The sequence below is a fragment of the Pseudomonas mucidolens genome (genome assembly GCF_900106045.1).
GTDB classification, from domain to species: domain Bacteria; phylum Pseudomonadota; class Gammaproteobacteria; order Pseudomonadales; family Pseudomonadaceae; genus Aquipseudomonas; species Aquipseudomonas mucidolens.
In genome coordinates this window covers 1,398,882-1,424,362 of sequence record NZ_LT629802.1, presented here as the reverse complement: position 1 = coordinate 1,424,362, position 25,481 = coordinate 1,398,882, and the positions used below count along the sequence as shown (strand labels likewise).

Below are 25,481 nucleotides of genomic sequence, written 5' to 3'. Positions count from 1 at the left end.
TCTATATATAGAAGAGGTCACCAATCATCTCCCCGGCAGCCGACCTCGTAACAAACTCGACGGGCAGCGCGGCATCATCGAGAAACATATATACGACGAAACGCCCTGCCCCGCGACCCAAAACCTGCAGCCGCTGAATACTCAAACCGCTAAAACAAAAAAGGCGCCAGACTGTTAAATCTGGCGCCTTTCGAAATATGGGGTGGACGAAGGGGATCGAACCCTCGACAACGGGAGTCACAATCCCGTGCTCTACCAACTGAGCTACGCCCACCATATTGCGTAACAAAGAAGCCAAACAAGCTCTTTGTCGAGCCCCAATCCTGCCAACAGGCAATGAGTGACGCTTTAATTGGTGCGGATGAAGAGACTCGAACTCTTACGCCTCGCGGCGCTGGAACCTAAATCCAGTGTGTCTACCAATTCCACCACATCCGCGGCTTGAAGCTGTTAAAGCAAAGGCGCCAGACCGTTAAATCTGGCGCCTTTTTGAAATATGGGGTGGACGAAGGGGATCGAACCCTCGACAACGGGAGTCACAATCCCGTGCTCTACCAACTGAGCTACGCCCACCATCTTGCGCTACTCGTGCCAAAGCTGCCTAATGGCGCACCCGGCAGGACTCGAACCTGCGACCATCCGCTTAGAAGGCGGATGCTCTATCCAGCTGAGCTACGGGCGCCTTATTAATCTGTACCCTTGAAGGACTACAAACTAAATGCTTCCAGCCTTACACAACAATACAACTATTGCGCTCGACCTTCTTAACCAGTGCTAGGCTGTGCCCGACAAGTGCGACGAATAGTATAGACGCCCCCAAAGGCCGTCAAATCTTTTTTGAAAAAAATTCATTTTATTTAAGGGGTTAGGGGAATTTGCAGACCAAGCGCCTTTGCCCTCACGTCCTGGCGTGCGAGAATGCGCGCACTTTTCTTCCCCCTCTCGATGGTTAATCACGCGTAATGACTGCACAACTTATCGACGGCAAATCAATCGCCGCCAGCCTGCGCCAGCAGATCGCCAAACGTGTCGCCGAGCGTCGCCAGCAAGGCCTGCGCACGCCGGGGCTTGCGGTGATCCTGGTCGGCAGCGATCCTGCCTCTCAGGTTTATGTCTCGCACAAGCGTAAAGACTGCGAAGAGGTCGGCTTTATTTCCAAGGCCTACGACTTGCCTTCCGATACCACGCAACAGGCCCTTGCCGATCTGATCGACAACCTCAACGACGACCCGAATATCGACGGCATACTCCTGCAGTTGCCGCTGCCGGAACACCTGGATGCGTCCAAGCTGCTGGAGCGCATTCGTCCGGACAAAGACGTCGACGGCTTCCATCCTTATAACGTCGGTCGTCTGGCCCAGCGTATCCCGCTGCTGCGCCCCTGCACCCCGAAGGGCATCATGACCCTGCTGGAGAGCACCGGTGTCGATCTTTACGGCCTGGATGCCGTGGTCGTTGGCGCGTCCAACATCGTCGGTCGTCCGATGGCCATGGAATTGCTACTGGCCGGCTGCACCGTGACTGTCACCCACCGCTTCACCAAGGATCTGGCCGGCCATGTTGGTCGCGCCGACCTGGTGGTGGTGGCTGCCGGTAAACCTGGCCTGGTCAAAGGTGAGTGGATCAAGCAAGGCGCGATCGTCATCGACGTGGGCATCAACCGTCAGGACGACGGCAAGCTGGTGGGCGACGTCGTCTACGAAACCGCCCTGCCCCGCGCCGGCTGGATCACACCGGTGCCAGGTGGCGTAGGCCCGATGACCCGTGCCTGCCTGCTGGAAAACACCTTGTACGCGGCAGAAACCCTGCACGGCTGATAACCCGCCGGACTAAAAGAGCCCTGCCTTATGGCGGGGCTTTTTATTGCCTGAAGAAAACTGGTTTTTTCTTTGTTTTTAAGGGCTTTCGTCTGGTTCTGGAAGCACATTCGATAATTTTTGATCCATACTGATAATACGTAACGTGATTTTTCATCAAGGCCGTTGCAAAACGGTACATCTTTACTTTTTTAGCGAGTTCATCCGCGTGAAAATTCGTCTTTCTCTCGTCAGCCTGTTTCTTGTCGTCACCGGCACCTTTGCAAACGCCAGCGAAACCACCCTCGCGCCACGCGATCCCTCGCAACTGCACATCGCCTCCGGCAGTGCGATGCTGGTGGATCTGCAAACCAACAAGGTTATTTATTCCAGCAATCCGGACGTGGTCGTGCCCATCGCCTCGGTGACCAAGCTGATGACCGGCATGGTGGTGCTGGACGCCAAACAGAACATGGACGAATACATCTCGATCAACATCAGCGACACGCCGGAAATGAAAGGGGTGTTTTCACGGGTACGGCTCAACAGTGAGATGCCGCGCAAAGAAATGCTGCTGATTACCTTGATGTCCTCGGAAAACCGCGCGGCCGCAAGTCTGGCCCACCACTATCCAGGCGGCTATGCCGCCTTCATCGCGGCGATGAACGCCAAGGCCAAGGCCCTGGGCATGACCAGCACCCGCTACGTCGAACCCACCGGGCTGTCGACCCATAACGTGTCGACCGCGCGAGATCTGAGCAAGTTGGTCCAGGCCGCACGCAAATACCCGATGCTGACGCAGTTGAGCACCACCAAGGAGAAAACCGTGGCTTTCCGCAAGCCCAACTACACCTTGGGGTTCTCCAACACCGATCACCTGGTCAATCGCGCCAACTGGGACATCAAGCTGACCAAAACCGGCTTCACCAACCAGGCCGGCCATTGCCTGGTTCTGGTCACCCAAATGGGCAACCGTCCAGTATCGCTGGTCATCCTGGATGCGTTTGGCAAATATACCCACTTCGCGGACGCCAGCCGCATTCGCAAGTGGATCGAGACCGGCAAGAGCGGTGCGGTTCCGGACGTGGCGTTGCAATACAAGGCTGACAAAAACCTCAAGGGCCGTCAGAAAAGTGTGGTCCAGGCTTCCGAATCGCGTTGATTCAAAGCGGCTACGGCCCGACACCAGCCCTTGAGCGCCGCCGTTTCAGGGCTTGGCCGTTTTATCGGCCATCACCTTGAGCGCCTGGGCCGCAGCCCGTTCCTGGCCTGCACGGGCCGTAGCGTCAGCGGCCTGTTGCCATTTCTGCGGATTGACGTCTGCGGGTAACTGGTTCGGACGCTGAACCAGCACCGCCCACTGCCCGGCGTCTTTCCAGGCGGACTCGAAGTCACCGAACTCCATCAAGTGCCGCCGCTCCCTTCCCACCCGTAACAGCAGGGTATGTTTGCGCTGATTGAAGCCAACCAATACCGCATAGCGCGGTTCGGCCCAGAGCGTCGAGCCCTCGGTAATACGCACCATCACCGGATACCCCGCTGCCACTTGCGCCAACAACGCGGGCAATCTGGCCTCCAACGGATACACCAGCATTCCGTATTCCCGCGCCAAACCTTGCATATTGCGTTCAAGATCGGCTTGCGCCTGCGGCAAACGCAGTGGCTTTTCCAGCAAACCCGGGGTAATCACGATGCCTTGTTGGGACAACATGCTGGCCAACGTCGCAGGACCACCCTGATAGGTGTCGCCGCGAAACGCCGGCACACCGGTGAGTTCGACACGCTCGGGCAAGCTGCGGATGTGCGTGGCCTGCGGCCCGGCGCAGGCTGCCAGTCCGAGGGCGCAGGCAACTGCCAACAAGGATGTTCTAACCTTCGGCCGTAAGCGCAATTCTTCACTCTCTTTGATCATCTGCCGTCTGGGGTTCCGATCATAGGGTGCTGCGGGGCGTGGGTATAGCCTTGACCCCCAGTAAAAGGCCCGCATTAGAGCAAACAAGTTGCACCTTTCGACCATTGGTCCATAGCACGCAACCACCCGGGGGCTAGACTGTCCATTGAGAAGACTGTGTGTGCCCGGTACGGGGCGAAAGGAGGCACTTATGAGCCTGACGACAACGATTTTTCTCTTGATCTGTGGCTGGCTGTCCGTTGCCGGTGCCATGTTGTGGGGAGTCCTGCGTATCACTCGCCGGCATTATCATCCCCAGGCCAGGCCCGCGGAACCCGCCAAGTCGCATAAAGCAGCCGTACACCATGCCTAGCAATCGTCTCGGCAAACCGTTGATTTCACACCATCCTGCCGGCCGATAGGCTGACGGGATGCCACGAGTGTTCTCGCGGCATCCCGTGAACCTCAGGCAGCCAGTTTGCCACTGGCAATCGCGGCCGACGCGGCCACCATCGCCCGCAACAACACCGCACACCCCGCCGCCAGGTCATCCGGCGCGGCGTTTTCGATTTCGTTATGGCTGATACCGCCCTCGCACGGTACAAAGATCATGCCGGCCGGACCCAATTCGGCGACGAAGATTGCGTCGTGCCCCGCTCCGCTGACAATGTCCATATTCGATAAACCCAGGCCATTGGCCGCATCGCGTACCGCGTCGACGCAACCCGTGTCGAAATACAGCGGCGGAAAATCGGCGGTGGGCAACATTTCAAAGGTCAGGCCATGTCGGGTGCAGGTGTCTTCGATCACCTTGCGCACCTGGGCAATCATCGAATCCAGCCGCGCCGGTTCCAGATGACGAAAATCCAGGGTCATGCGCACCTCGCCCGGGATGACGTTTCGCGAGCCGGGATAGGCTTGCAGGCACCCCACGGTACCGCACGCATGGGGCTGATGCCCGAGAGCTGCGGCGTTGACCGCCGCAACCACCGCAGCGGCACCCACCAAGGCATCCTTGCGCAAGTGCATAGGCGTCGGGCCGGCATGCGCTTCAACACCGCGCAACGTCAGGTCGAACCACTTCTGGCCAAGCGCACCAAGCACCACGCCAATGGTTTTTTTCTCATCCTCCAGAATCGGACCTTGTTCAATATGCGCCTCGAAATAGGCGCCAACCTTATGCCCGCTCACGGGCCGCGTCCCGGCATAGCCAATGGCATTGAGCGCATCGCCGACCGTCACGCCATCGGCGTCGGTCTTGGCCAGGGTATCTTCCAGGGTGAACTTTTCGGCAAAGACGCCGGAGCCCATCATGCACGGCGGGAAGCGCGAGCCTTCTTCGTTGGTCCATACCACCACTTCCAGCGGTGCCTCGGTTTCAATTCCGAGATCGTTCAGCGTACGCAGTACTTCAACACCCGCCAGAACCCCAAAGCAACCATCGAATTTACCACCCGTGGGTTGAGTGTCGATGTGGCTGCCCGTCATCACCGGCGGCAGTTCTGGATGACGCCCAGGGCGCCGGGCGAAGATATTGCCGACGCCGTCGACGGTCACGGTGCAGCCAGCCTCCTCGCACCACTTCACAAACACGTCGCGGGCCTGGCGGTCGAGATCCGTCAGCGCCAGGCGACAGACACCGCCCTTGGGCGTGGCGCCGAGCCGGGCCAAGTCCATCAGTGACTGCCACAAGCGGTCACGATTGATGTACTGATGAGTGGATTGCAGGACGTCTGTGACAGCGTTCATGGGTAATCTCCTCAGGCTGTTTTTATAAATTATTGCGGCGCTTTGACCGCCAGCGCACGGGTCCCGCGCTTCATGCTCAGGCCGTAATACAAGACTCCGCCCAGCGCCGAACCGGTGAACCAGCCGTAGCTGTAGAACCAGCTGAATGCGTCACTGCCCAGGGACAGCAACGTCAACACCACCGGTACGCCGAAGGCAATAAAACCTGCTACGTTCCACGCCGGATAGATGTCATCGCGGTACAGGCCGGCAAGGTCCAGTTGCTGGCGGCGGACCAGGAAGTAATCCACCACCATGATCCCGGCAATCGGCCCCAGCAGGCTCGAATAACCCAGCAACCAGTTGGAATAGACGGACTCCAGGCTGACCTCGGAGACGATCAGGCCGAGTTTTTTTCAGCAACTCATGCGCCATCAGCGCCAACCCCACAAGGCCTGTGAGCATCACCGCCGTGGTGCGGTTGATCAGCTTGGGCGCGATGTTCTGGAAGTCGTTGGTGGGCGAGACGATATTCGCGGCCGTGTTGGTGGACAAGGTCGCGATGATGATCAACGCCATCGCTACCGCCACCCAGGTCGGGCTCTGGATATGACCGATCAGGGTCACCGGATCGGAGACGCTGACGCCAACCAGTTTCACCGAAGCGGCGGTCATGATCACGCCAAGTGCGGCGAACAGGAACATCGTCAGCGGCAGGCCGAAAATCTGCCCGAGTATCTGGTCCTTCTGGCTTTTGGCGTAGCGGCTGAAGTCGGGAATATTCAATGACAAAGTGGCCCAGAACCCCACCATCGCGGTGAGACCGGCCATGAAGTAACCGGTGAGGCTCGCCCCTTCAGGACGGTTTGCCGGGATCGCCATCAACTCGCTGATCGACACGTTGGGCATCGCCCACACCAACAGCCCGATGCCCACCGCCACCAGCAACGGTGCCGACAGGGTTTCCAGCCATTTGATCGACTCGGCACCTCGCAGTACCACCCACAGGTTGAGCACCCAGAAGATCATGAAACCGATCACTTCACCGGTGCCACCCAGCACCTTCCAACCTTCGAAAATCGAGCCGAGAAACAGGTGGATCGCCAGGCCACCGAACATCGTCTGGATACCGAACCAGCCACACGCCACGAGCGCGCGAATCAGGCAAGGCACGTTAGAGCCAAGGATGCCGAAGGACGAACGCAGCAACACCGGGAACGGAATTCCGTACTTGGTACCGGGAAATGCATTAAGCGTCAGAGGAATCAACACCACGATGTTGGCCAACAGGATCGCCATCAGCGCCTCGCCTACCGACAGCCCAAAGTAGGCCGTAAGCACGCCCCCCAAGGTGTAGGTCGGCACGCAGATCGACATGCCGACCCACAACGCCGTGATATGCCACTTGTTCCAGGTTCGCTCATGCACCTTGCTCGGCGCGATGTCGTGATTGTAGCGGGGACTGTCGAGGACGTCGGCGCCGGCGTCAAGTTCATACAGGCCGTCGCGTTCTAGGACTTGCGATCTGTTCTGTTGCATGGCCGCTCCACGGTTTTTTCGAATTATTGTGCTCATCCGGCGTTAAACGCAGGATGGCCGGAGTACCGCATTGACAACATGACATCACGGACCCGGCCCGCCGCCACTGCACTCAATAACCGTGCCGCAAACAGCCACCGCGCCCCTACCGCACATATAACTTGCTGATGTTAATCAGCTTTATTAGCTCAACCGAAAAGCCCTTGGGTACTTGCAGCGTTACTCAGGCCAAATAACGCGAAAGTTGTCCGACCCCTCAGGACTCAATCTGGTGCAACACAATTATTTTTATTTACCGCTCCCGTCAAGAGGCAGGTCTCAAGCGTCTGATTTGCAATAAGAAATGTTGCTCATGTTGAGAACCTGTCAAGTGCGTCAAAATGGTGAGCGCGTGCTTAATTTTGGTGATTTTATGTTTTTACCCTTATAAATCAACAAGATAAAACATAAACAAGCTTATAAAAAATATTCTTGCTCATTCTAAAAACTCGGGCTAGTTTCTATTCCTGTCACCACTGACAGGAATTAATTCACCTGCAGTGAGCAGCACTACAACTTAGAACTGGCATAAGCCGGTCAAGCCTGCGAGGAACTCGGCATGTCGTTGTTGATCCGTGGCGCCACCGTTATAACCCATGATGAAAGTTATCGAGCCGATGTGCTGTGCGCGGGCGGTCTAATTCGCGCTATTGGCATTGACCTGGAGATTCCCGCCGGCACCGAGGTGCTCGATGGCAGCGGTCAATATTTGATGCCGGGCGGCATCGATCCCCACACGCATATGCAACTGCCCTTCATGGGCACCGTGGCCAGCGAAGACTTCTTCAGCGGCACGGCGGCCGGACTGGCCGGGGGCACCACGTCGATCATTGATTTCGTGATTCCCAACCCGCAGCAATCCTTGCTGGAGGCCTTTCATCAGTGGCGCGGCTGGGCTGAAAAGTCCGCCGCCGATTACGGCTTTCATGTGGCAATCACCTGGTGGAGCGAACAGGTACGCGAGGAAATGGCCGAACTGGTGAGCCATCACGGCATCAACAGCTTCAAGCATTTCATGGCGTACAAGAACGCGATCATGGCGGCCGATGACACGCTGGTCGCCAGTTTCGAGCGCTGCCTGGAACTGGGCGCGGTGCCCACCGTGCATGCCGAAAACGGCGAGCTGGTCTATCACCTGCAACGCAAACTGATGGCCCAGGGCATCACCGGCCCCGAGGCGCACCCGCTGTCGCGCCCGTCACAAGTGGAAGGCGAAGCGGCCAGCCGAGCGATCCGGATTGCCGAAACCATTGGCACACCGCTGTATCTGGTCCACGTTTCCACCCGGGAGGCGCTCGACGAAATCACTTACGCCCGGAGCAAGGGTCAGCACGTTTACGGCGAAGTATTGGCTGGACATTTGCTGCTGGACGACAGCGTCTATCAGCACCCCGATTGGCAAACCGCCGCCGGCTATGTGATGAGCCCACCGTTCCGTCCACGGGGGCATCAGCAAGCGCTGTGGCATGGCCTGCAATCGGGCAACCTGCACACCACCGCCACCGACCATTGCTGTTTTTGCGCCGAGCAAAAAGCCGCCGGGCGCGAAGATTTCAGCAAGATTCCCAACGGCACCGCCGGCATCGAGGACCGTATGGCGCTGCTGTGGGATGAAGGGGTCAACACCGGCCGCTTGTCGATGCAGGCATTTGTCGCGCTGACGTCCACCAACACCGCGAAGATCTTCAACCTCTACCCGCGCAAGGGAGCGATCCGGGTAGGCGCGGATGCCGACCTGGTGCTGTGGGATCCCCAGGGCACACGAACCATCTCGGCCAAGACCCACCATCAGCAGGTGGACTTCAATATCTTCGAAGGCAAGACCGTGCGCGGCGTGCCCAGCCATACCATCAGCCAGGGTAAGCTGGTCTGGGTCGACGGCGACCTGCGGGCCGAGCGTGGTGCCGGACGCTATGTGGAGCGCCCCGCGTATCCATCGGTGTTCGAGCAGTTGAGCAAGCAGGCGGAGCTTTCCAGACCGGTCGCAGTGAAACGCTGATACCGCACTTCGCGAGCAACAAAAAAACCAATGCCCAGCAGAGGCAGCACCTCAATAACCGTGAGGCTATTACCGTGATCCAGACCCTGACCCACCTTCCTCATCCCGCGGAGGATGCGGCGACACTCGCCACTCAATTCACCGATCTGGCGCCACCGCTCAACGCCCGGCAAGCGCAACTGGAAGCCTCGCGCTGCCTGTATTGCTACGACGCCCCTTGCGTGAATGCTTGCCCCAGCGAAATTGATATCCCCTCGTTCATCCGCAATATCCACACGGAAAACGTCCAGGGCGCGGCGCAGAAAATTCTTTCGGCTAATATCCTCGGCGGCAGTTGCGCCCGGGTCTGCCCGACCGAGATTCTCTGCCAGCAAGCCTGCGTGCGAAACAATGCGCAAGAGTGCGCCCCGGTGCTGATCGGCCTGTTGCAACGCTATGCGCTAGACAATGCCCACTTCACCGAGCATCCCTTCCAACGTGCCGCGCCCACCGGCAAACGCATTGCCGTGGTCGGCGCCGGGCCTGCCGGCCTGTCCTGTGCCCATCGCAGCGCCCTGCATGGGCACGATGTGGTGATTTTCGAGGCACGGGAAAAAGCCGGTGGCCTGAATGAATACGGGATCGCCAAATACAAGCTGGTGGATGACTTCGCGCAGCAGGAACTGGATTTCCTGCTGCAGATCGGCGGGATCGAAATCCGCCATGGACAGCGCCTGGGTGACAACCTGAGCTTGAGCGACCTGCACCAGCAATTCGATGCGGTGTTTCTCGGTCTTGGCCTCGCCGCCAGCAAACAATTGGGTCTGCCTCAAGAAGACGCTCCCGGACTGCTCGCCGCCACCGATTACATCCGTGAACTGCGCCAGGCCGACGACCTCAGCCAATTGCCGCTGGCCGATCGTTGCATCGTGCTTGGCGCGGGTAACACGGCTATCGACATGGCGGTGCAAATGGCTCGCCTGGGAGCCCGTGACGTCAATCTGGTGTACCGCCGTGGCCTTGCCGAGATGGGCGCCACCGGCCATGAGCAGGACATCGCCAAAGCCAATCAAGTGCGTCTGCTGACCTGGGCTCAACCCGAGGCGGTGCTGCTGGATGACCAGGGCCGTGTGCGCGGTATGCGCTTTGCCCGCACGCGCATGGAAAACGCTCGCCTGCACACCACCGGCGAAACCTTTGAACTGGCCGCCGACGCGATCTTCAAGGCCATCGGCCAAGGCCTCGACAGCCATGCGCTGCACGATCCGCTGGCCCATCAGCTGCAGCGCCAGGGCGAACGTATCTTTGTCGACGAGCAACTGCGCACCAGCATTCCCCGCGTGTATGCCGGTGGAGATTGCGTCAGCCTGGGCCAGGACCTCACCGTCCAGGCCGTCCAGCACGGCAAACTGGCCGCCGAGGCCATGCACGCCCAACTCATGCTCAATATGGAGGCTGCGTAAATGGCCGATCTCTCGATTGTCTTCGCCGGCATCAAAGCCCCCAATCCTTTCTGGCTGGCCTCGGCGCCACCCACCGACAAGGCCTACAACGTGGTCCGCGCATTTGAAGCCGGCTGGGGTGGCGTCGTCTGGAAAACCCTGGGTGAAGACCCGGCGGCGGTCAACGTGTCGTCACGTTATTCGGCGCACTACGGCGCCAACCGGGAGGTGCTGGGCATCAATAACATCGAACTGATTACCGATCGCTCGCTGGAGATCAACCTGCGGGAAATCACCCAAGTCAAAAAGGACTGGCCGGACCGCGCCTTGATCGTGTCGCTGATGATGCCTTGTGTCGAGGAGTCGTGGAAAAACATCCTGCCCCTGGTCGAGGCCACTGGCTGCGACGGCATCGAGCTGAATTTTGGCTGCCCCCACGGCATGCCCGAACGCGGGATGGGCGCGGCAGTGGGCCAGGTGCCCGAGTACGTGGAACAGGTGACGCGCTGGTGCAAGACCTATTGCTCGCTGCCGGTAATCGTCAAGCTTACGCCCAACATCACCGACATTCGCGTTGCAGCGCGTGCCGCCTACCGCGGCGGCGCCGATGCGGTGTCGCTGATCAACACCATCAATTCGATCACCAGCGTCGACCTGGAACGCATGGTCGCACTACCGGTGGTGGGCACCCAGAGTACCCACGGCGGCTACTGCGGTTCGGCAGTCAAACCGATCGCCTTGAACATGGTCGCGGAGATCGCCCGTGATCCCCAGACTCAAGGGCTGCCGATCTGCGGCATTGGCGGGATCGGCAACTGGCGTGACGCCGCGGAATTCGTCGCCCTGGGTTGCGGCGCGGTGCAGGTGTGCACGGCGGCGATGTTGCATGGATTCCGGATTGTCGAGGAAATGAAAGATGGCCTGTCGCGCTGGATGGACAGTCACGGCTACAGCAGCTTGCAGGAGTTTTCCGGGCGCGCGGTGGGCAACACCACGGATTGGAAGTACCTGGACATCAACTACCAGGTCATCGCCAAGATTGATCAAGCAACGTGCGTCGGCTGTGGACGTTGCCACATTGCCTGTGAAGATACCTCGCACCAGGCGATTGCCAGCCTGAAACTGGCGGACGGAACCCATAGATATGAAGTGATCGATGATGAATGCGTGGGCTGCAACCTGTGCCAGATCACCTGCCCGGTGGCGGATTGTATTGAGATGGTGCCGATAGAGACGGGTAAGCCGTTTCTGAATTGGACGCAGGATCCGCGTAATCCGTACCGGGAGGCCGGGTGAGCAAGCGTGCATTGTTCCCGTAACAGCTTTTGAAGAAAACAGTCGGGTGGGGTTGGGGTACATATCCATTGCTGCGGTAACGGCGGCTATTGGTTTCGCTTTTACAGCGAGTCACTTTGGAAAAAAGCCCCAAAGTAACCAAAAGGGCTCTTGCCCCACCACTCGGCACCGCGCTCAGGCTCGGTGTGCCCTCTCTCCGGCCAGCGTGGTTTAACCGGGCGCCTAAGATCAAGATCAAAAACAGAGCCGCTTTCTGTAGGAGCGAGCTTGCTCGCGAAAAACCTGAGATCGCCTCGGGGTGTCAGATTTTCCGCGTCATCGTTAACGATCTTCGCGAGCAAGCTCGCTCCTACAGAGAGGAGGCACGCTCGCAAAAGATCAGGTCGGCTACTAGGCCGCCTCGCTCTGTTTTTGATTTTGATCTTAGGCGCCCCGTTAAACCACGCTGGCCGGAGTCCGATATTGATTCGGGGGGCATCCCGGCATGGATGCCGGGATAGCCGCGTTGGGCCATGGATGGCCCGTCGCGGCGGCCCCCCGAATCAATGTCGGACTACGGGCATGCCGAGCCTAGGCGAGGCACCGAGTGGTGGGGCAAGAGCCCTTTTGGTTACTTTTGGGGCTCTTTTCCAAAAGTGACTCGCCGTAAGGGCGAAACCCTAGGACGCCATGACCGCAGCAACGGATATGTACCCCAACCCCAACCCAATGCAACCGACCTTGAAAGAGCTGGAACTTAACCCCTCAAGGCGCCAACCCAATCCCGCGCAATATCACACTCGTCACCGTCTGCACCGCCCGCTCGAACTGCAGATCCGAGAGTGCCTGGTGGTCATTCAAAATCATCACCTGATGATCGAAGTCGGCATAGTGCTGGGTCGATGCCCAGATCATGTACAACAGACTCGACGGCTCCACCGCCAGGATGCGCTTGTCTTCCACCCACTGGCGTATTTTCGCTTCCTTCATCTTGGCCCAGTCATACAGGCTGGCGTCCAGCGCCGCCCCCAGGGTCGGGGCGCCGTGAATGATTTCGTTGGCCCAGACTTTGGAGCCGTACGGCCGGCTGCGCGAATGCTGCATCTTTGCGCGGATGTAGCTGCTGAGCACAACCCGTGGGTCGTCGAACATCTCAAAGCACAACGCGTCCTGCTTCCAGACTTCAAGCAGGTCAAACAGCACAGCGCTGTACAACTCGCTCTTGGTGCTGAAGTAGTAATGCAAGTTGGAACGCGGCAATTGCACTTCTTCGGCAATGTCGGCCATGGCGGTGCCACCATAGCCCTTCTCGGCGAAAACTTTCTCAGCCGCCAGCAGAATCTTCTCGACGTTGACCCGACGAATACCGATCTTGTGATTGCCCATGAGGGCTCCCTGAAAACATCATCTGCAGAAGACTACCATCCGCTCTAGATCGGGGCGACAGCCTGAGTCAAAACTTCGTACACTGCGCCCTCGTCCCTCCTTGATGGGTATTGCACATGTTGATCAAGAAAACCCTGACCACCGTTTCTTTGTTGGTCTCCTTGATGGGCGCCTCGGCAGCCTTCGCCCACGCTCACCTGGAAAGCAGCATGCCCGCTGCCGACAGCACCGTCTCAGCCCCCAGCGATTTGCGCCTGACCTTCAGCGAAGGTGTCGAGGCCACTTTCACCAAGGTTTCCCTGAGCAAGGACGGCACCGAACTGGCGGTCAAGGGACTGGAGACCCCGGACACCGACAAGAAAACCCTGGTAGTGACGCCCGCCGCACCGCTGGCGGCCGGTACCTACAAGGTTGAATGGCACGCGGTCTCGGTCGACACCCACAAAAGCGCAGGCAGCTACAGTTTCAAGGTCGGCCAATAAACCATGGCAACCCTGCTGGTGCTGTGTCGTTTCCTGCACTTCACGGTGGTATTGCTGATATTTGGGGTCTGTGTGTTCAGACCCTGGCTGTTGGGTAAATCCCCCCAACCCGCACTCGACCGGCCATTGGCGCGCATCACCCGGCTACTGGCCTGGCTGGCGCTGATATCAGGGATCGCCTGGCTGCTGCTGATCAGTGCCAGCATGGCGGGCACCGAACTGGCAGGGCTGGAACCGGCAACGGTGCAACAGGTGCTGTCCAAGACCTTTTTCGGCCAAGTCTGGAGCCTGCACCTGGCGTTAAGCATACTGCTGGTGCTGGCGCTGTTTACCTCCTGGACGACCGCGCGCCTGTTGCTCAGTACGGCGTTGCTGGCCACCTTGGCCCCGGTCGGCCATGGCGCCATGCTCAACGGCATCAACGGGCAATTGCTGATCCTCAACCAAGTTGTGCATCTGCTATGCGTCGGCGCCTGGCTCGGCGGTTTGCTGGTGCTGGGATTAATCCTCCGACAAGCGGCACGCTATCCGCTGGAGGCGCTGCTGCGACACTTCAGCGGTATCGGCTACGTGCTGGTGGCGGGATTGCTGGGCACCGGGCTGATCAATATTCGCGTGCTCACCGGACAATTCTGGCCAACGCCCCTGTTCAGCGGGTTTGCCTTGATCTTATTGATCAAGGTGCTGCTGGTCGCCGGCATGCTGGGACTGGCTTTATTGAACCGATTGCAGAGCCGAAACTGCCAGCAGCGACTGGGTCCGCTGCAAGTCAGCGTGACCCTCGAATGGCTGCTGGGCGTATCGGCGGTGGCGGCCGTTTCATTGCTGGGCACCTTGCCGCCGATGCTGAGCGCCGCCTGACACGGCTAATCGCGCCAACAGATTTTACACCCGCCCGGTGTCATGCAGTCATCGCACAACTTCCTGTTGACATTCCCCAGAAACCCCGCAAATATCCGTCGCGAAGTTGTACGACGACGTATGACGAAAAATAAAAACAACAAATGCAAAGGGAGTGTCACTGTGAGTCAACTCGCCCGCAATTCCTGGATCCGCACCACCTGTCATCGCCCCACCCTCAGCCTGATCGGCTGCAGCAGCCTGGCCCTGTTCATTCCCATGTCGCTACACGCCGAAGGTTTTGTCGATGACAGCAAGGTCACGCTCAATCTGCGTAACGCCTACTTCAATCGCAACTTCACCAACCCCGCCAACGCCCAGGGTCGCGCTGAAGAGTGGACGCAGAGCTTTATTCTCGATGCCAAATCCGGATTCACCCAAGGCACCGTCGGCTTCGGTCTCGATGTGCTGGGCTTGTATTCGCAGAAGCTCGACGGCGGCCGAGGCACGGCGGGCACGCAGTTGCTGCCGATCCACGACGATGGCCGCCCCGCGGATAACTTCGGGCGCATGGGCGTGGCCTTGAAAACCCGGCTATCGAAGACAGAGCTGAAGGTTGGCGAATGGATGCCGGTGTTGCCGATTCTGCGCTCCGACGATGGCCGTTCCCTGCCGCAAACCTTCCAGGGCGGGCAAATCACCTCCAACGAGTTCAGCGGGCTGACCCTGTATGGCGGGCAGTTTCGCGGCAACAGTCCGCGCAACGATGCGAGCATGGAAGACATGTTCATGAATGGCCGGGCCGCAGTCACCTCAGACCGTTTCAATTTCGGTGGCGGTGAATACACCTTCAATGACAAGCGCACACAGGTCGGCCTGTGGTACGCCGAACTGAGCGATATCTATCAGCAACAATATGTGAACCTGAATCACAGCCAGCCCCTGGGTGATTGGACCCTGGGCGCCAATCTCGGCTTTTTCAACGGCAAGGAAGACGGCAGCGCGCTGGCGGGCGATCTGGATAACAAGACCGTGTTCGCCCTGCTGTCGGCCAAGTACGGCGGCCATACCTTTTATGTCGGCTTGCAGAAACTCAGCGGCGACAGCGCCTGGATGCGGGTCAATGGCACCAGCGGCGGGACCCTGGCCAACGACAGCTACAACGCCAGCTACGACAACGCCAAGGAAAAGTCCTGGCAGCTGCGTCATGACTTCAACTTCGTGGCGCTCGGGGTCCCCGGCCTGACCCTGATGAACCGCTACATCAGCGGCGATAACGTGCACACCGGGACCATCACCGATGGCAAAGAGTGGGGACGTGAATCGGAGCTTGCCTACACCGTACAGAGCGGCGCATTGAAGAATCTCAACGTGAAATGGCGCAACGCGACAATTCGTCGGGACTTCTCCACCAACGAGTTTGATGAAAACCGGATTTTCATCAGCTACCCGCTCTCGCTGTTGTAATCCCTGTGGGGCGGTCGAACCCCGGCGCGGCCGCGATGGCGGCGGCCCATTGAATAACAATCCAGCACTATCGCAGTTGCGCCGGGATTCGACAGTTCCTAAGGAAAATCAGGCAAACGTACCCTCGGTCAATTTCCACTAACGTCGCGTTGACAAGCAGTGGAAACCACAACAATACTTCAGAAAAGTCGTACGACAACCTACAACAACAAGCCAGGGATTTTCATGACGACCACCTCAACCGCCCCCATTGCGTTCAATCGCCTGCTGCTGACCGGTGCCGCCGGTGGCCTGGGCAAGGTTCTGCGCGAGCGCCTGCGCCCCTACGCCCATATCCTGCGCCTCTCCGACATCGCCGAGATGGCCCCCGCCGCCGACCACGAAGAGGTGCAACCTTGCGACCTGGGCGACAAGCAAGCAGTGCATCAGTTGGTTGAAGGCGTCGATGCCATCCTGCACTTCGGTGGCGTGTCGGTTGAGCGGCCCTTCGAAGAAATACTCGGCCCCAATATCTGCGGCATCTTCCACATTTACGAAGCCGCTCGCCGTCACGGGGTCAAACGTGTGGTGTTCGCCAGCTCCAACCATGTCATTGGCTTCTACCCCCAGGACCAGCCCCTGGACACCCACTCGCTGCGACGTCCCGATGGCTATTACGGCCTGTCCAAATCCTACGGCGAAGACATGGCCAGCTTTTACTTCGACCGCTATGGCATCGAAACCGTCAGTATTCGCATCGGCTCCTCGTTCCCCGAGCCGCACAACCGCCGGATGATGCACACCTGGCTGAGCTTCGATGACCTCACCCAATTGCTGGAGCGTGCGCTGTACACCCCGAACGTTGGCCACACCGTGGTTTACGGCATGTCCGATAACTTGAACGTGTGGTGGGACAATCGCTACGCCGCTCATCTGGGTTTCGTGGCGCGTGACAGTTCCGAAGTGTTTCGCAAACAGGTCGAAGCGCAACCGATGCCGGCTGCCGACGATCCGGCACGACTGTATCAGGGCGGTGCCTTCTGCGCCGCCGGCCCGTTCGGTGATTGAGCGTCTAGACCCCAAGGGAATTGAGTTGCCATGCAAGCTGAATTAATTGTTGACGCGCGCAACGCGGTGGGTGAAAGCCCGGTCTGGGTACCTGACGAAAACGCCCTGTATTGGGTGGACATCCCTAACGGGGTGTTACAGCGCTGGGACGCCGCGAGCAACCAGGTCAAAAGCTGGAAAGGCCCGCAGATGCTCGCGTGTATCGCGCGAGATGATCAGGGTGGCTGGGTGGCAGGCATGGAGACGGGGTTTTTCCAACTGTCGCCTCGAGACGACGCCGGCCTCGAGGCCACCTCCTTGGCCGGCGTAGAGCACACCCGCACGGACATGCGCCTGAACGATGGACGCTGTGATCGCCAGGGTCGTTTCTGGGCAGGCAGCATGGTGCTGAACATGGGCGCCAATGCAGCTGAAGGCGTGCTTTACCGCTACGCAAGCGGTCAGGCGCCGCACGCGGTACTCACTGGTTTTATCACCCCCAATGGCCTGGCTTTCAGCCCCGACGGGCGCACGATGTACCTATCGGACTCGCACCCGAACATGCAGCGTATCTGGGCCTTCGACTACGATGCCGACACCGGTACGCCGTCCAACCGCCGCGAGTTCGTCGACATGAATCAGCACCTCGGGCGCCCCGACGGCGCTGCGATCGACGCCGAGGGCTGTTACTGGATCTGCGCCAATGACGCCGGTCTGATTCATCGTTTCACTCCCGATGGCCGGCTCGACCGTTCCCTGGCCGTGCCGGTGAAAAAACCCACCATGTGTGCCTTCGGCGGCAGCCAACTGGACACGCTTTTCGTCACCTCGATCCGCGACGACCACAGTGAACACTCCTTCGCTGGCGGCGTGTTCGCGCTAAACCCCGGCGTAAAGGGCTTGCCGGAGCCTACCTTCACCCTCTGACTGCACCGCTGAGCCTTGAATACAACAATAAAAAACTGGAGACAAACCCCATGAACTTCAAACGCACCTTGCTGGCCGCTGCACTCCCTCTGACTTTTGTGTTCGCCAATGTCGCTCACGCCCTGGAAATAAAATTCGCCGACATCCACCCCGACGGTTACCCCACCGTGGTTGCCGAAAAAAGCATGGGTGCGGCCCTGACCAAGGAGAGCAACGGCGAACTGACCTTCAAATACTTCCCGGGTGGCGTCCTCGGCTCGGAGAAAGAGGTCGTCGAACAGGCTCAGGTCGGCGCGATCCAGATGACTCGGGTCAGCCTCGGTATCGTCGGGCCAGTCGTGCCGGACGTAAATGTGTTCAACATGCCGTTCGTGTTCCGTGACCAGGCGCATATGCGCAAAATCATCGACGGCGAAATCGGCGACGAAATCCTCGACAAAATCTCCAACTCCGAGTTCGGCCTGGTAGCCCTGGCGTGGATGGACGGCGGCACGCGCAACCTCTACACCAAGAAACCGGTGCGCAAGATCGAAGACCTTAAAGGCATGAAGATTCGCGTGCAAGGCAACCCGATGTTCATCGAGACCATCAATGACATGGGCGGCAACGGCATTGCCATGGACACCGGCGAGATCTTCAGTGCCTTGCAGACGGGTGTGATCGACGGCGCCGAAAACAACCCGCCGACCCTGCTGGAGCACAACCATTATCAGAGTGCCAAGTACTACACCCTTACTGAGCACCTGATCCTGCCCGAGCCCATCGTGATGTCGAAAATCACTTGGGAAAAACTCACCCCCGAGCAGCAGACAATGGTGAAGAAAGCCGCCAAGGCCGCCCAGGCTGAAGAGCGCGTGTTGTGGGATAAAAAATCCGCCAGCAGCGAAGAAAAACTCAAGGCCGCGGGCGTCGAGTTCATCACCGTCGACAAAAAGCCCTTCTATGACGCGACGGCTGGGGTACGTGCCAAGTACGGCGCACAATTCGCCGACATGATCAAACGCATCGACGCCGTTCAATAACTCCCCGCCCCCCGCAAAAGGCCCGGCGCGACAGGCTGCTGATGCAGCCTTCGCGCCCGGTTACGGTGAACGTCATGAAGAATTTACTGCTGCGCATCAACGACCGCATTTACATGACCTGTATCTGGGTCGCAGGCCTCTCGGTACTCGGGGTCGCGTTGATTATTCCCTGGGGCATCTTCGCCCGCTACATCCTCGGTACCGGCTCCAGCTGGCCGGAACCTGTGGCTATTTTGCTGATGCTGGTCTTCACCTTCGTCGGCGCCGCCGCCAGCTACCGTGCGGGCGCACACATGTCCGTGGCCATGGTCACAGACCGTCTTCCCCCTGCTACACGCCGTGTTGTCAGCATTGTCACGCAATTGTTAATGGCGACTATTTGCCTGTTCATGACCATTTGGGGCACCAAGCTGTGCCTGTCGACCTGGAATCAGTTCATGAGTGCGATTCCCACCCTGCGCGTCGGCGTGACCTACATGCCGATTCCGCTCGGCGGGCTGCTGACCCTGGTGTTTGTCCTGGAAAAACTCCTGCTCGGCGACCAGAGCAACCGGCGGGTCGTGCGTTTCGATCTGGTAGAAGAAAGCGAAGGGGCAGTCTGAAATGGATGCATTGATTCTGCTGGGCAGTTTTATCGCCTTGATCCTCATCGGCATGCCGGTGGCTTACGCGCTGGGCCTCTCGGCCTTGATCGGGGCGTGGTGGATCGACATTCCATTCCAGGCCCTGATGATTCAGGTAGCCGGCGGGGTGAACAAGTTTTCGCTGATGGCGATCCCGTTTTTCGTGCTGGCCGGCGCAATCATGGCAGAGGGCGGTATGTCCCGCCGACTGGTGGCGTTTGCCGGGGTGCTGGTGGGTTTCGTGCGCGGCGGCTTGTCCCTGGTCAACATCATGGCCTCGACCTTTTTTGGTGCGATTTCCGGCTCGTCAGTGGCCGACACCGCATCGGTAGGCTCGGTGTTGATCCCCGAAATGGAACGTCGCGGCTACCCACGGGAGTTTGCCACCGCCGTGACGGTGAGTGGCTCGGTACAGGCGCTGCTGACCCCACCCAGCCATAACTCGGTGCTCTACTCCCTGGCCGCGGGCGGCACCGTATCGATTGCTTCGCTGTTCATGGCCGGCGTGGTCCCGGGACTGTTGATGAGCGCCTGCCTGATGGTGCTGTGCCTGATCTTCGCGAAAAAGCGCAATTACCCCAAGGGTGAAGTGATACCGCTGAAACAGGCGCTGAAAATCTGCGCTGATGCGCTGTGGGGCCTGATGGCCATGGTGATTATCCTCGGCGGCATTCTGTCGGGCATCTTCACCGCCACCGAATCAGCGGCGATTGCCGTGCTGTGGGCGTTTTTCGTGACGATGTTCATCTACCGCGACTACAAGTGGAACGAACTGCCGAAATTGATGCACCGCACGGTACGTACCATTTCCATCGTGATGATCCTGATCGCCTTCGCCGCCAGCTTTGGCTACATCATGACCCTGATGCAGATTCCGGCGAAAATCACCACGATGTTCCTGACCCTGTCGGACAATCGCTACGTGATCCTGATGTGCATCAACGTGATGCTGCTGATGCTGGGCACGGTGATGGACATGGCACCGCTGATCCTGATCCTCACGCCAATCCTGATGCCCGTGATTCTCGACATCGGCGTGGACCCGGTGCAGTTCGGCATGATCATGCTGGTCAACCTGGGCATCGGCCTGATCACCCCACCGGTCGGTGCGGTGCTGTTCGTCGGCTCCGCGGTGGGCAGGGTCAGCATCGAAAGCACCGTCAAATCCCTGCTGCCGTTCTATGGCGTGTTGTTCCTGGTCCTGTTGGCCGTCACCTACATACCGGCCTTGTCGTTGTGGCTGCCGGCGCTGGTGTTGTAACGCCGCTGAGCGCAACCCTGCCTCCGCGCGCGCGGCTTTTTTTGTAGGAGCGAGCTTGCTCGCGAAAAACCTGAAGACGCCTCGGGGTATCTGGTTTTCCGCGTCATCGTTAACGTTCTTCGCGAGCGAGCTCGCTCCTACAATGTTCGCAAAAAACCGGCCAGCTCAGGGCGGCGTTCCCCTCAACCGCCCCGCCGTATCGATACTCACCACCACCGACAACCCCGGGCGCAATCGCTCGCTCTGCGCCTGTCCCGGATCCACCAGAATCCGCACCGGCACCCGCTGGGCAATCTTGACGAAATTCCCGGTGGCATTGTCCGCCTGCAACAAACTGAACTCAGATCCGGTGGCCGGCGAGATACGCTGCACCGTGCCATGAAACGTGCGGTGGTTCAGCGCATCGACCGTAAAGGTCACCGGCTGCCCGACTTGCACATTGTTCATCTGGGTTTCTTTCATATTGGCGATCACCCACAACTGATTCGGCACCAGCGCCATCAACTGCGCTCCGGAGTTGACGTAAGCCCCCAGACGCACGCCGATCTGCCCCAACTGGCCGTCTCGCGGCGCCAATATGCGCGTGTTGGACAGGTCGATACGCGCCAGTTCCACCGCCGCATCGGCGCTGGCAACCGCGGCTTCCAATGACCCGCGATTGACAATCACCGTCTGCAGGTCCTGCCGGGCAATTTCCAGGCTGGCCTGAGCCTGGGACACGGCGGCGAGGGTCTGGGCGTGGGCGGCGCGGGTCACGTCCAGTTCGCGCCGGGACACCGAACCATCGCTGATCAAGGCTTCGTTACGGCGCAGGTCAGCGCTGCTCTTGCGGGCCTGGGCCTGGCTGTCGGCCAAGGCCGCCTGACGCAATTTGATGGTCGCCTCGGCACTCTTGCGTTGCTGCACCACATTCGCCAGGGATGCCTGTTGCACCGCCAGTTGCGCCACGGCCTGATCCAGGCGCTGCTTGTAGATCCGGTCATCGAGGCGCACCAGCAAATCACCGGCCTTGACGTACTGGAAGTCCTGGACCGGGACCTCGTACACGTAACCGCTGAGCTGTGGCCCGATGATTGTCACCTGCCCCCGCACCAGGGCGTTTTCAGTGGTTTCCACCGCGCTGCTGAACGGTGGCAATTGCCAAGCGTACAGCACGATCAACACGCCAAAAATGGCAATCGCGGCAAAGCCCAATGATGAGATAATCCTTACCCGCAAGGAGCGCGGTTCAGTGGCGGTGGCGCCCGCTGGTGGGGTGCCTTCGGGCGTTGCGGCAATCGCGTTGGTGGTCGTGGTCGTCGGTTCGGTCATGAAGGAAGTGCGCCGCTAGGTTGAACGGAAGGCGCTGCACTGGCGGCAGCTTTCTTGGTAGTACTCATCAGCCACAGGCTATGAGTGAAGATCCAGAGCATGGTCAATATCGCGATCACCGCGATCAGCATGAACACATCGTTATAGGCCATGACATTGGCTTCGCGGGTCGCTGTCGTGGCCAGGCTGCGGATACCCATCAAGTGGCGCAGTTCCGGGTCGGCGATCACCGGACCGTAAGCCGCGCCGCCGCTCTGCACGCGGGCCGCGACACGCGGGTCGAGCAGGGTCAGGTGTTCGACAATCATGCTGGAATGAAACTTTTCGCGCATCACCTGGAACGTACCGAGCAACGCCGCGCCGATCAGCCCGCCAAGGTTCTGGCAAATGCCGAATAACACCGAGAAACTCACCAGGTTACGCGGGTTGCTCAGTACATTCCGCATGCCCAGCACCAGGGTCGGCCCAAGGAAAAACGTGCCCCCGAAGCCTAGCAGGAACTGACTGACGTACATGTTCTGTGGGCGTGTCAGGTTGCTGGAGAAACTGTCCATCACCGAACCGGTGGCCATCAACGCCAGGGAAATCACCAGCGGCATCAGCAGATGCGCCGGGTTGATCGTCAGTGCGCTGATCACCAACCCGCTGATCGCCCCCAACAGCATCACCAGGTACAAGGTACGCATCTGCTCGCTGCTCATGTTCAGCGCCTGCAAAAAACCCACGGTGCCGGTGGATTGCTCAGAAAGCACCATACGGATGAGGATCACCGCCAGCGCCAGGCGAATCATCACCCCGCCGCCCAGCCAACGGGTCATCAGCAACGGATTGGCGCGATTATGTTCGATGGCCAGTCCGGCCATGATCAGCACCAGCGAGGCGGCCGAGGCGATGCCGATCCACGGTGCTTCGAGCCACCACTCTATCCGCCCCAGGGACAGCACCGCGCATAGCAGCGCCACGCCCGAAGCGAGCAAGGCGAAGGTCAGGAAGTCGAGTTTCTCGAAGGTCTTGAAGCGGTCGCCCGGCGGTAACTTGAGCAAAAACACGCAGCCCAGGCAGATCAGCGCCATGCCCAGCTCAAACAGGTAAAGGCCGCGCCATTCAGCGATCTGCAGCAAATCTTCGGAAAACAGTCGTGCCAGCGGTAAAGCCAACTGCGCAGTGCCCAGACCGAGCACCAGCGCCTTGAGCCGCCACTTCGCCGGAAACGCCTGCACCATGTAGTACAAACCCAGGGAACTGAGCGCCGCTCCTACCATGCCGTGGGCGGCTCGCACGGCAATCGCGGAGCTGAGGTCGTTGACGAACAAATGGCCAAACGTGACCAGGGCGTAGAGCACCAGGAACACTTCGGTAAACGCGCGCAAGCCGAATTGCTGGCGAAACTTCACCAGCAACAGGTTCATCGAGACATTGGTCATGACGTAGGCGGCAGGCAACCAGGCCATTTGCGCAGTGGTCGCACCCAATGCGCCTTGCAGATAAGGCAGATTGGCGATCACCAGCGCGTTGCCCAGGCCGCCGGTGATGGCGACCAACACTCCGACCAACGCATAGGCCCAGCGTTTATGGGTGGGGTGCAACGGCGTCGACGGCGAGCCCGGCAAGCTCGGACGCTCATGGGGCTGCCAGGTGCGTGGGGTGTATTTATCCATTGCGTGACCTTGATGACCGACGCACAAGGCCGGTAAAACCTTTACTCAGAGAACAGTAAACCTGAGTGGAGTTCACCTTGTCATCTCTCAGCCAGACCAAATCCCTGTAGCAAGGGGATTTACCCTGAGCTGTAGGAGCGAGCTTGCTCGCGAAGAACTCAAAGACACCGCGATTATCCAGTACCCCCGCGTTATGGTTGACGATTTTCGCGAGCAAGCTCGCTCCTACAGTTCAGGTAAGGCCATTCGCCACGGGTTGAGCCCCCGTCAAATCCAGCCCAACCAGCTCCAGTAGGTCGTCGCAAACACCAGCATCAACCCATAACCGATCAACGTCACCAGGATTCCGACCTTGGCGAACTGCCGTGCGGTGAAGGTTCCCGTCCCCAGGCACACCATGTTCTGCGGCGCGTTGATCGGCAGGATAAAGCCATAACTGACCACAAACCCCAACAACATGGTCATGCCCAGGCGGCTGAAATCCCCGGGCAGGGTTTGCAGCACGGCGATCAGAATCGGCAACAACGCCGAGGTGAGTGCCGTGGCACTGGCGAATCCGAGGTGGATCACAATCAGGAACGCCGCAAGGATCGCAAACACCCCCAGCGGTCCCAGTTGATCCAGTCCGGTATGCGCCACCACCTGTGTCCCCAGCCATTGCCCGGCCTGGGTGGTGAGGAGCGCGGTGCCGAGGCTGATCCCTACGCCGAATACAATCACCGTGCCCCACGGAATACGCGATTGCACATCTTTCCAGGTCATCACGCCGATCCCGGGCATCAGCAACAACACCAGGCCCGCGTAGGTAGTGGACGTGGTGTCGAAACGGTGCAGGCGCCCTTCTGTGGCCCAGGCCAGCAACAACAGGATCGATACCGTCAGCAAACGCTTCTGCGGACCGGTGATCGGACCGATATCCACCAGCGACTGCGCCACTGCTTCCTTGCCACCGGGAATACTGGCGCTTTCCGGTGGCAGCAATTTGAGCACCAGGAACAGCAACACCGCCGACATGATCAACGCCCACGGCGCTCCGGCGACCAGCCAGTCGATCCACGACACACGCTGGCCGAGCATCTTGTCCATGAAGCCGGCCGTCAGCAGGTTCTGCGCGGCGGCGGTCTGAATGCCGACGTTCCAGATGCTGGTGCCCTGGGCGACGACGATCATGATCCCGGCGGCGATGTTCGAACGTTTGTCCACGCCAAATGCGGCGATTACCCCCATCATGATCGGCACCACGCACGCGCTGCGGGCGGTTGCGCTGGGCACCACCAGGCTGAGCAGCAGGGTCACCGCAATCGCCCCCAGCAGAATCCCACGGGTACTGGTTCCCACGCGAGTCAGCGTGACCAGCGCGATACGCCGGTCCAGTCCGGTGTGAGTCATGGCCGCGGCGATAAATAGCGCGCCGGCCACCAGGGCCAGGGCCGGGTTGGAAAAACCGGTCAGCGCCATGCCGATGGCCGGGCTGGAACCCATCAGCTGCGTCGGGTCCTGCAATGACGGCGCGGTGCCCAACAAAAACGCCATCAGCGAAGTGATCATGATCGCACTGGCTTCGTAGGACACCGCTTCGGTGATCCACACCACTACGGCAAAGGCGAGAATCGCCAACATCCGGTGACCCGCCGCTGGCAAGTCGGCGGGTATCGGCAACAGCAGCACCCCGACCATCCCCAGCACGGCGAAAACCAGGCCCATGGGCAACGTGAAGGAAACAGCAGGTGTTGCGGGGGCGCTCATGCAGATCTCCGGCAGCCAGAATAATCAGGCGTGGAGGATGAGGC

20 protein-coding genes, 4 tRNA genes and 1 pseudogene are annotated in these 25,481 nt (G+C 59.5%); 14 read left to right on the top strand and 11 right to left on the bottom strand.

The window, feature by feature from the left end; translation table 11 throughout:
• Nucleotides 1-198 precede the first annotated feature (198 nt).
• The 4 genes from BLU75_RS06970 to BLU75_RS06955 all read right to left on the bottom strand — a co-directional run bounded on the left by BLU75_RS06970 (nt 199) and on the right by BLU75_RS06955 (nt 682).
• Nucleotides 199-274: transfer RNA gene (locus tag BLU75_RS06970), tRNA-His, on the bottom strand.
• 79 nt (nt 275-353) lie between these two features.
• Nucleotides 354-438 (bottom strand) — tRNA-Leu (locus tag BLU75_RS06965).
• Between the two features lie 59 nt (nt 439-497).
• Nucleotides 498-573, bottom strand: a tRNA-His gene (locus BLU75_RS06960).
• Between the two features lie 32 nt (nt 574-605).
• Nucleotides 606-682: transfer RNA gene (locus BLU75_RS06955), tRNA-Arg, on the bottom strand.
• A 280-nt stretch (nt 683-962) separates the two neighbouring features.
• Here BLU75_RS06955 and folD point away from each other — a divergent pair.
• Both folD and pbpG read left to right on the top strand, forming a co-directional pair.
• Complete coding sequence (gene folD / locus BLU75_RS06950) at nt 963-1,817, top strand: bifunctional methylenetetrahydrofolate dehydrogenase/methenyltetrahydrofolate cyclohydrolase FolD (RefSeq protein WP_084379179.1); 855 nt, start codon at nt 963-965, stop codon at nt 1,815-1,817.
• 208 nt (nt 1,818-2,025) lie between these two features.
• On the top strand, nt 2,026-2,958 hold the full coding sequence (pbpG, locus tag BLU75_RS06945; RefSeq protein WP_084379236.1) for a D-alanyl-D-alanine endopeptidase: 933 nt from the start codon (nt 2,026-2,028) through the stop codon (nt 2,956-2,958).
• Nucleotides 2,959-3,003: 45 nt separating this feature from the next.
• Here the strand turns inward: pbpG and BLU75_RS06940 are convergent, their stop codons facing one another.
• Nucleotides 3,004-3,687, bottom strand: a complete 684-nt coding sequence (locus tag BLU75_RS06940; protein ID WP_084379237.1) for a peptidase C39 family protein — start codon at nt 3,685-3,687, stop codon at nt 3,004-3,006.
• Between the two features lie 211 nt (nt 3,688-3,898).
• Here BLU75_RS06940 and BLU75_RS27430 point away from each other — a divergent pair, with 211 nt between their 5' ends.
• Complete coding sequence (locus tag BLU75_RS27430) at nt 3,899-4,060, top strand: hypothetical protein (protein WP_165447420.1); 162 nt, start codon at nt 3,899-3,901, stop codon at nt 4,058-4,060.
• A gap of 92 nt (nt 4,061-4,152) precedes the next feature.
• On the opposite strand, the gene BLU75_RS06935 is transcribed toward BLU75_RS27430, so the two are convergent.
• Together BLU75_RS06935 and BLU75_RS06930 are read right to left on the bottom strand one after the other, a co-directional pair.
• Nucleotides 4,153-5,436 carry a Zn-dependent hydrolase gene (locus BLU75_RS06935; RefSeq protein ID WP_084379180.1) on the bottom strand — a complete coding sequence of 428 codons (1,284 nt, stop codon included), beginning with the start codon at nt 5,434-5,436 and terminating at the stop codon, nt 4,153-4,155.
• Between the two features lie 29 nt (nt 5,437-5,465).
• Nucleotides 5,466-6,954: pseudogene (locus BLU75_RS06930) on the bottom strand (NCS1 family nucleobase:cation symporter-1).
• Nucleotides 6,955-7,552: 598 nt separating this feature from the next.
• On the opposite strand from BLU75_RS06930, the gene hydA reads away from it, so the two are divergent.
• The 3 genes from hydA to preA all read left to right on the top strand — a co-directional run bounded on the left by hydA (nt 7,553) and on the right by preA (nt 11,709).
• Nucleotides 7,553-8,992 (top strand): dihydropyrimidinase, encoded by a 1,440-nt coding sequence (gene hydA, locus BLU75_RS06925; RefSeq protein ID WP_084379181.1) that lies wholly within the window; start codon nt 7,553-7,555, stop codon nt 8,990-8,992.
• A gap of 74 nt (nt 8,993-9,066) precedes the next feature.
• Nucleotides 9,067-10,434: an NAD(P)-dependent oxidoreductase gene (locus BLU75_RS06920; protein WP_084379182.1), complete on the top strand. Its 1,368-nt coding sequence runs from the start codon at nt 9,067-9,069 to the stop codon at nt 10,432-10,434.
• Complete coding sequence (preA, locus tag BLU75_RS06915; protein WP_084379183.1) at nt 10,435-11,709, top strand: NAD-dependent dihydropyrimidine dehydrogenase subunit PreA; 1,275 nt, start codon at nt 10,435-10,437, stop codon at nt 11,707-11,709. It abuts the gene before it with no gap.
• A 744-nt stretch (nt 11,710-12,453) separates the two neighbouring features.
• Here the strand turns inward: preA and BLU75_RS06905 are convergent.
• Complete coding sequence (locus BLU75_RS06905) at nt 12,454-13,074, bottom strand: TetR/AcrR family transcriptional regulator (RefSeq protein ID WP_084379185.1); 621 nt, start codon at nt 13,072-13,074, stop codon at nt 12,454-12,456.
• 116 nt (nt 13,075-13,190) lie between these two features.
• Here BLU75_RS06905 and copC point away from each other — a divergent pair, with 116 nt between their 5' ends.
• From copC to BLU75_RS06865, 8 genes are all read left to right on the top strand, one after another.
• Nucleotides 13,191-13,556: a copper homeostasis periplasmic binding protein CopC gene (gene copC / locus BLU75_RS06900; protein ID WP_084379186.1), complete on the top strand. Its 366-nt coding sequence runs from the start codon at nt 13,191-13,193 to the stop codon at nt 13,554-13,556.
• 3 nt (nt 13,557-13,559) lie between these two features.
• Nucleotides 13,560-14,417 (top strand): copper homeostasis membrane protein CopD, encoded by an 858-nt coding sequence (gene copD / locus BLU75_RS06895; protein WP_084379187.1) that lies wholly within the window; start codon nt 13,560-13,562, stop codon nt 14,415-14,417.
• Nucleotides 14,418-14,579: 162 nt separating this feature from the next.
• Nucleotides 14,580-15,863, top strand: coding sequence for an OprD family porin (locus tag BLU75_RS06890; protein ID WP_084379188.1), 1,284 nt, complete (start codon nt 14,580-14,582; stop codon nt 15,861-15,863).
• A 225-nt stretch (nt 15,864-16,088) separates the two neighbouring features.
• Nucleotides 16,089-16,910 (top strand): NAD-dependent epimerase/dehydratase family protein, encoded by an 822-nt coding sequence (locus BLU75_RS06885; protein ID WP_084379189.1) that lies wholly within the window; start codon nt 16,089-16,091, stop codon nt 16,908-16,910.
• A gap of 30 nt (nt 16,911-16,940) precedes the next feature.
• Nucleotides 16,941-17,816, top strand: coding sequence for an SMP-30/gluconolactonase/LRE family protein (locus BLU75_RS06880; protein ID WP_084379190.1), 876 nt, complete (start codon nt 16,941-16,943; stop codon nt 17,814-17,816).
• A gap of 50 nt (nt 17,817-17,866) precedes the next feature.
• Entirely contained in the window at nt 17,867-18,838 is a 972-nt protein-coding gene (locus BLU75_RS06875) for a TRAP transporter substrate-binding protein (protein WP_084379191.1), read from the top strand.
• Nucleotides 18,839-18,912: 74 nt separating this feature from the next.
• On the top strand, nt 18,913-19,440 hold the full coding sequence (locus BLU75_RS06870; RefSeq protein ID WP_084379192.1) for a TRAP transporter small permease: 528 nt from the start codon (nt 18,913-18,915) through the stop codon (nt 19,438-19,440).
• Between the two features lies 1 nt (nt 19,441).
• Complete coding sequence (locus BLU75_RS06865; protein WP_084379193.1) at nt 19,442-20,722, top strand: TRAP transporter large permease; 1,281 nt, start codon at nt 19,442-19,444, stop codon at nt 20,720-20,722.
• 165 nt (nt 20,723-20,887) lie between these two features.
• On the opposite strand, the gene BLU75_RS06860 is transcribed toward BLU75_RS06865, so the two are convergent.
• The 3 genes from BLU75_RS06860 to BLU75_RS06850 all read right to left on the bottom strand — a co-directional run bounded on the left by BLU75_RS06860 (nt 20,888) and on the right by BLU75_RS06850 (nt 25,437).
• Entirely contained in the window at nt 20,888-22,033 is a 1,146-nt protein-coding gene (locus BLU75_RS06860; protein WP_084379194.1) for an HlyD family secretion protein, read from the bottom strand.
• Nucleotides 22,030-23,691: an MFS transporter gene (locus BLU75_RS06855; protein WP_084379195.1), complete on the bottom strand. Its 1,662-nt coding sequence runs from the start codon at nt 23,689-23,691 to the stop codon at nt 22,030-22,032. The genes BLU75_RS06860 and BLU75_RS06855 overlap by 4 nt, the downstream gene beginning before the upstream one ends.
• 267 nt (nt 23,692-23,958) lie before the next feature.
• Nucleotides 23,959-25,437: a DASS family sodium-coupled anion symporter gene (locus BLU75_RS06850; protein WP_084379196.1), complete on the bottom strand. Its 1,479-nt coding sequence runs from the start codon at nt 25,435-25,437 to the stop codon at nt 23,959-23,961.
• Nucleotides 25,438-25,481: the final 44 nt, after the last annotated feature.

Bases quoted from the DNA above. Each gene is read 5' to 3' on its own strand.
- folD (WP_084379179.1), top strand. From the start codon at position 963: ATGACTGCACAACTTATCGACGGCAAATCAATCGCCGCCAGCCTGCGC.
- BLU75_RS27430 (WP_165447420.1), top strand. From the start codon at position 3,899: ATGAGCCTGACGACAACGATTTTTCTCTTGATCTGTGGCTGGCTGTCC.
- BLU75_RS06935 (WP_084379180.1), bottom strand. From the start codon at position 5,436: ATGAACGCTGTCACAGACGTCCTGCAATCCACTCATCAGTACATCAAT.
- hydA (WP_084379181.1), top strand. From the start codon at position 7,553: ATGTCGTTGTTGATCCGTGGCGCCACCGTTATAACCCATGATGAAAGT.
- preA (WP_084379183.1), top strand. From the start codon at position 10,435: ATGGCCGATCTCTCGATTGTCTTCGCCGGCATCAAAGCCCCCAATCCT.
- BLU75_RS06905 (WP_084379185.1), bottom strand. From the start codon at position 13,074: ATGGGCAATCACAAGATCGGTATTCGTCGGGTCAACGTCGAGAAGATT.
- copC (WP_084379186.1), top strand. From the start codon at position 13,191: ATGTTGATCAAGAAAACCCTGACCACCGTTTCTTTGTTGGTCTCCTTG.
- copD (WP_084379187.1), top strand. From the start codon at position 13,560: ATGGCAACCCTGCTGGTGCTGTGTCGTTTCCTGCACTTCACGGTGGTA.
- BLU75_RS06885 (WP_084379189.1), top strand. From the start codon at position 16,089: ATGACGACCACCTCAACCGCCCCCATTGCGTTCAATCGCCTGCTGCTG.
- BLU75_RS06880 (WP_084379190.1), top strand. From the start codon at position 16,941: ATGCAAGCTGAATTAATTGTTGACGCGCGCAACGCGGTGGGTGAAAGC.
- BLU75_RS06875 (WP_084379191.1), top strand. From the start codon at position 17,867: ATGAACTTCAAACGCACCTTGCTGGCCGCTGCACTCCCTCTGACTTTT.
- BLU75_RS06870 (WP_084379192.1), top strand. From the start codon at position 18,913: ATGAAGAATTTACTGCTGCGCATCAACGACCGCATTTACATGACCTGT.
- BLU75_RS06865 (WP_084379193.1), top strand. From the start codon at position 19,442: ATGGATGCATTGATTCTGCTGGGCAGTTTTATCGCCTTGATCCTCATC.
- BLU75_RS06860 (WP_084379194.1), bottom strand. From the start codon at position 22,033: ATGACCGAACCGACGACCACGACCACCAACGCGATTGCCGCAACGCCC.
- BLU75_RS06855 (WP_084379195.1), bottom strand. From the start codon at position 23,691: ATGGATAAATACACCCCACGCACCTGGCAGCCCCATGAGCGTCCGAGC.
- BLU75_RS06850 (WP_084379196.1), bottom strand. From the start codon at position 25,437: ATGAGCGCCCCCGCAACACCTGCTGTTTCCTTCACGTTGCCCATGGGC.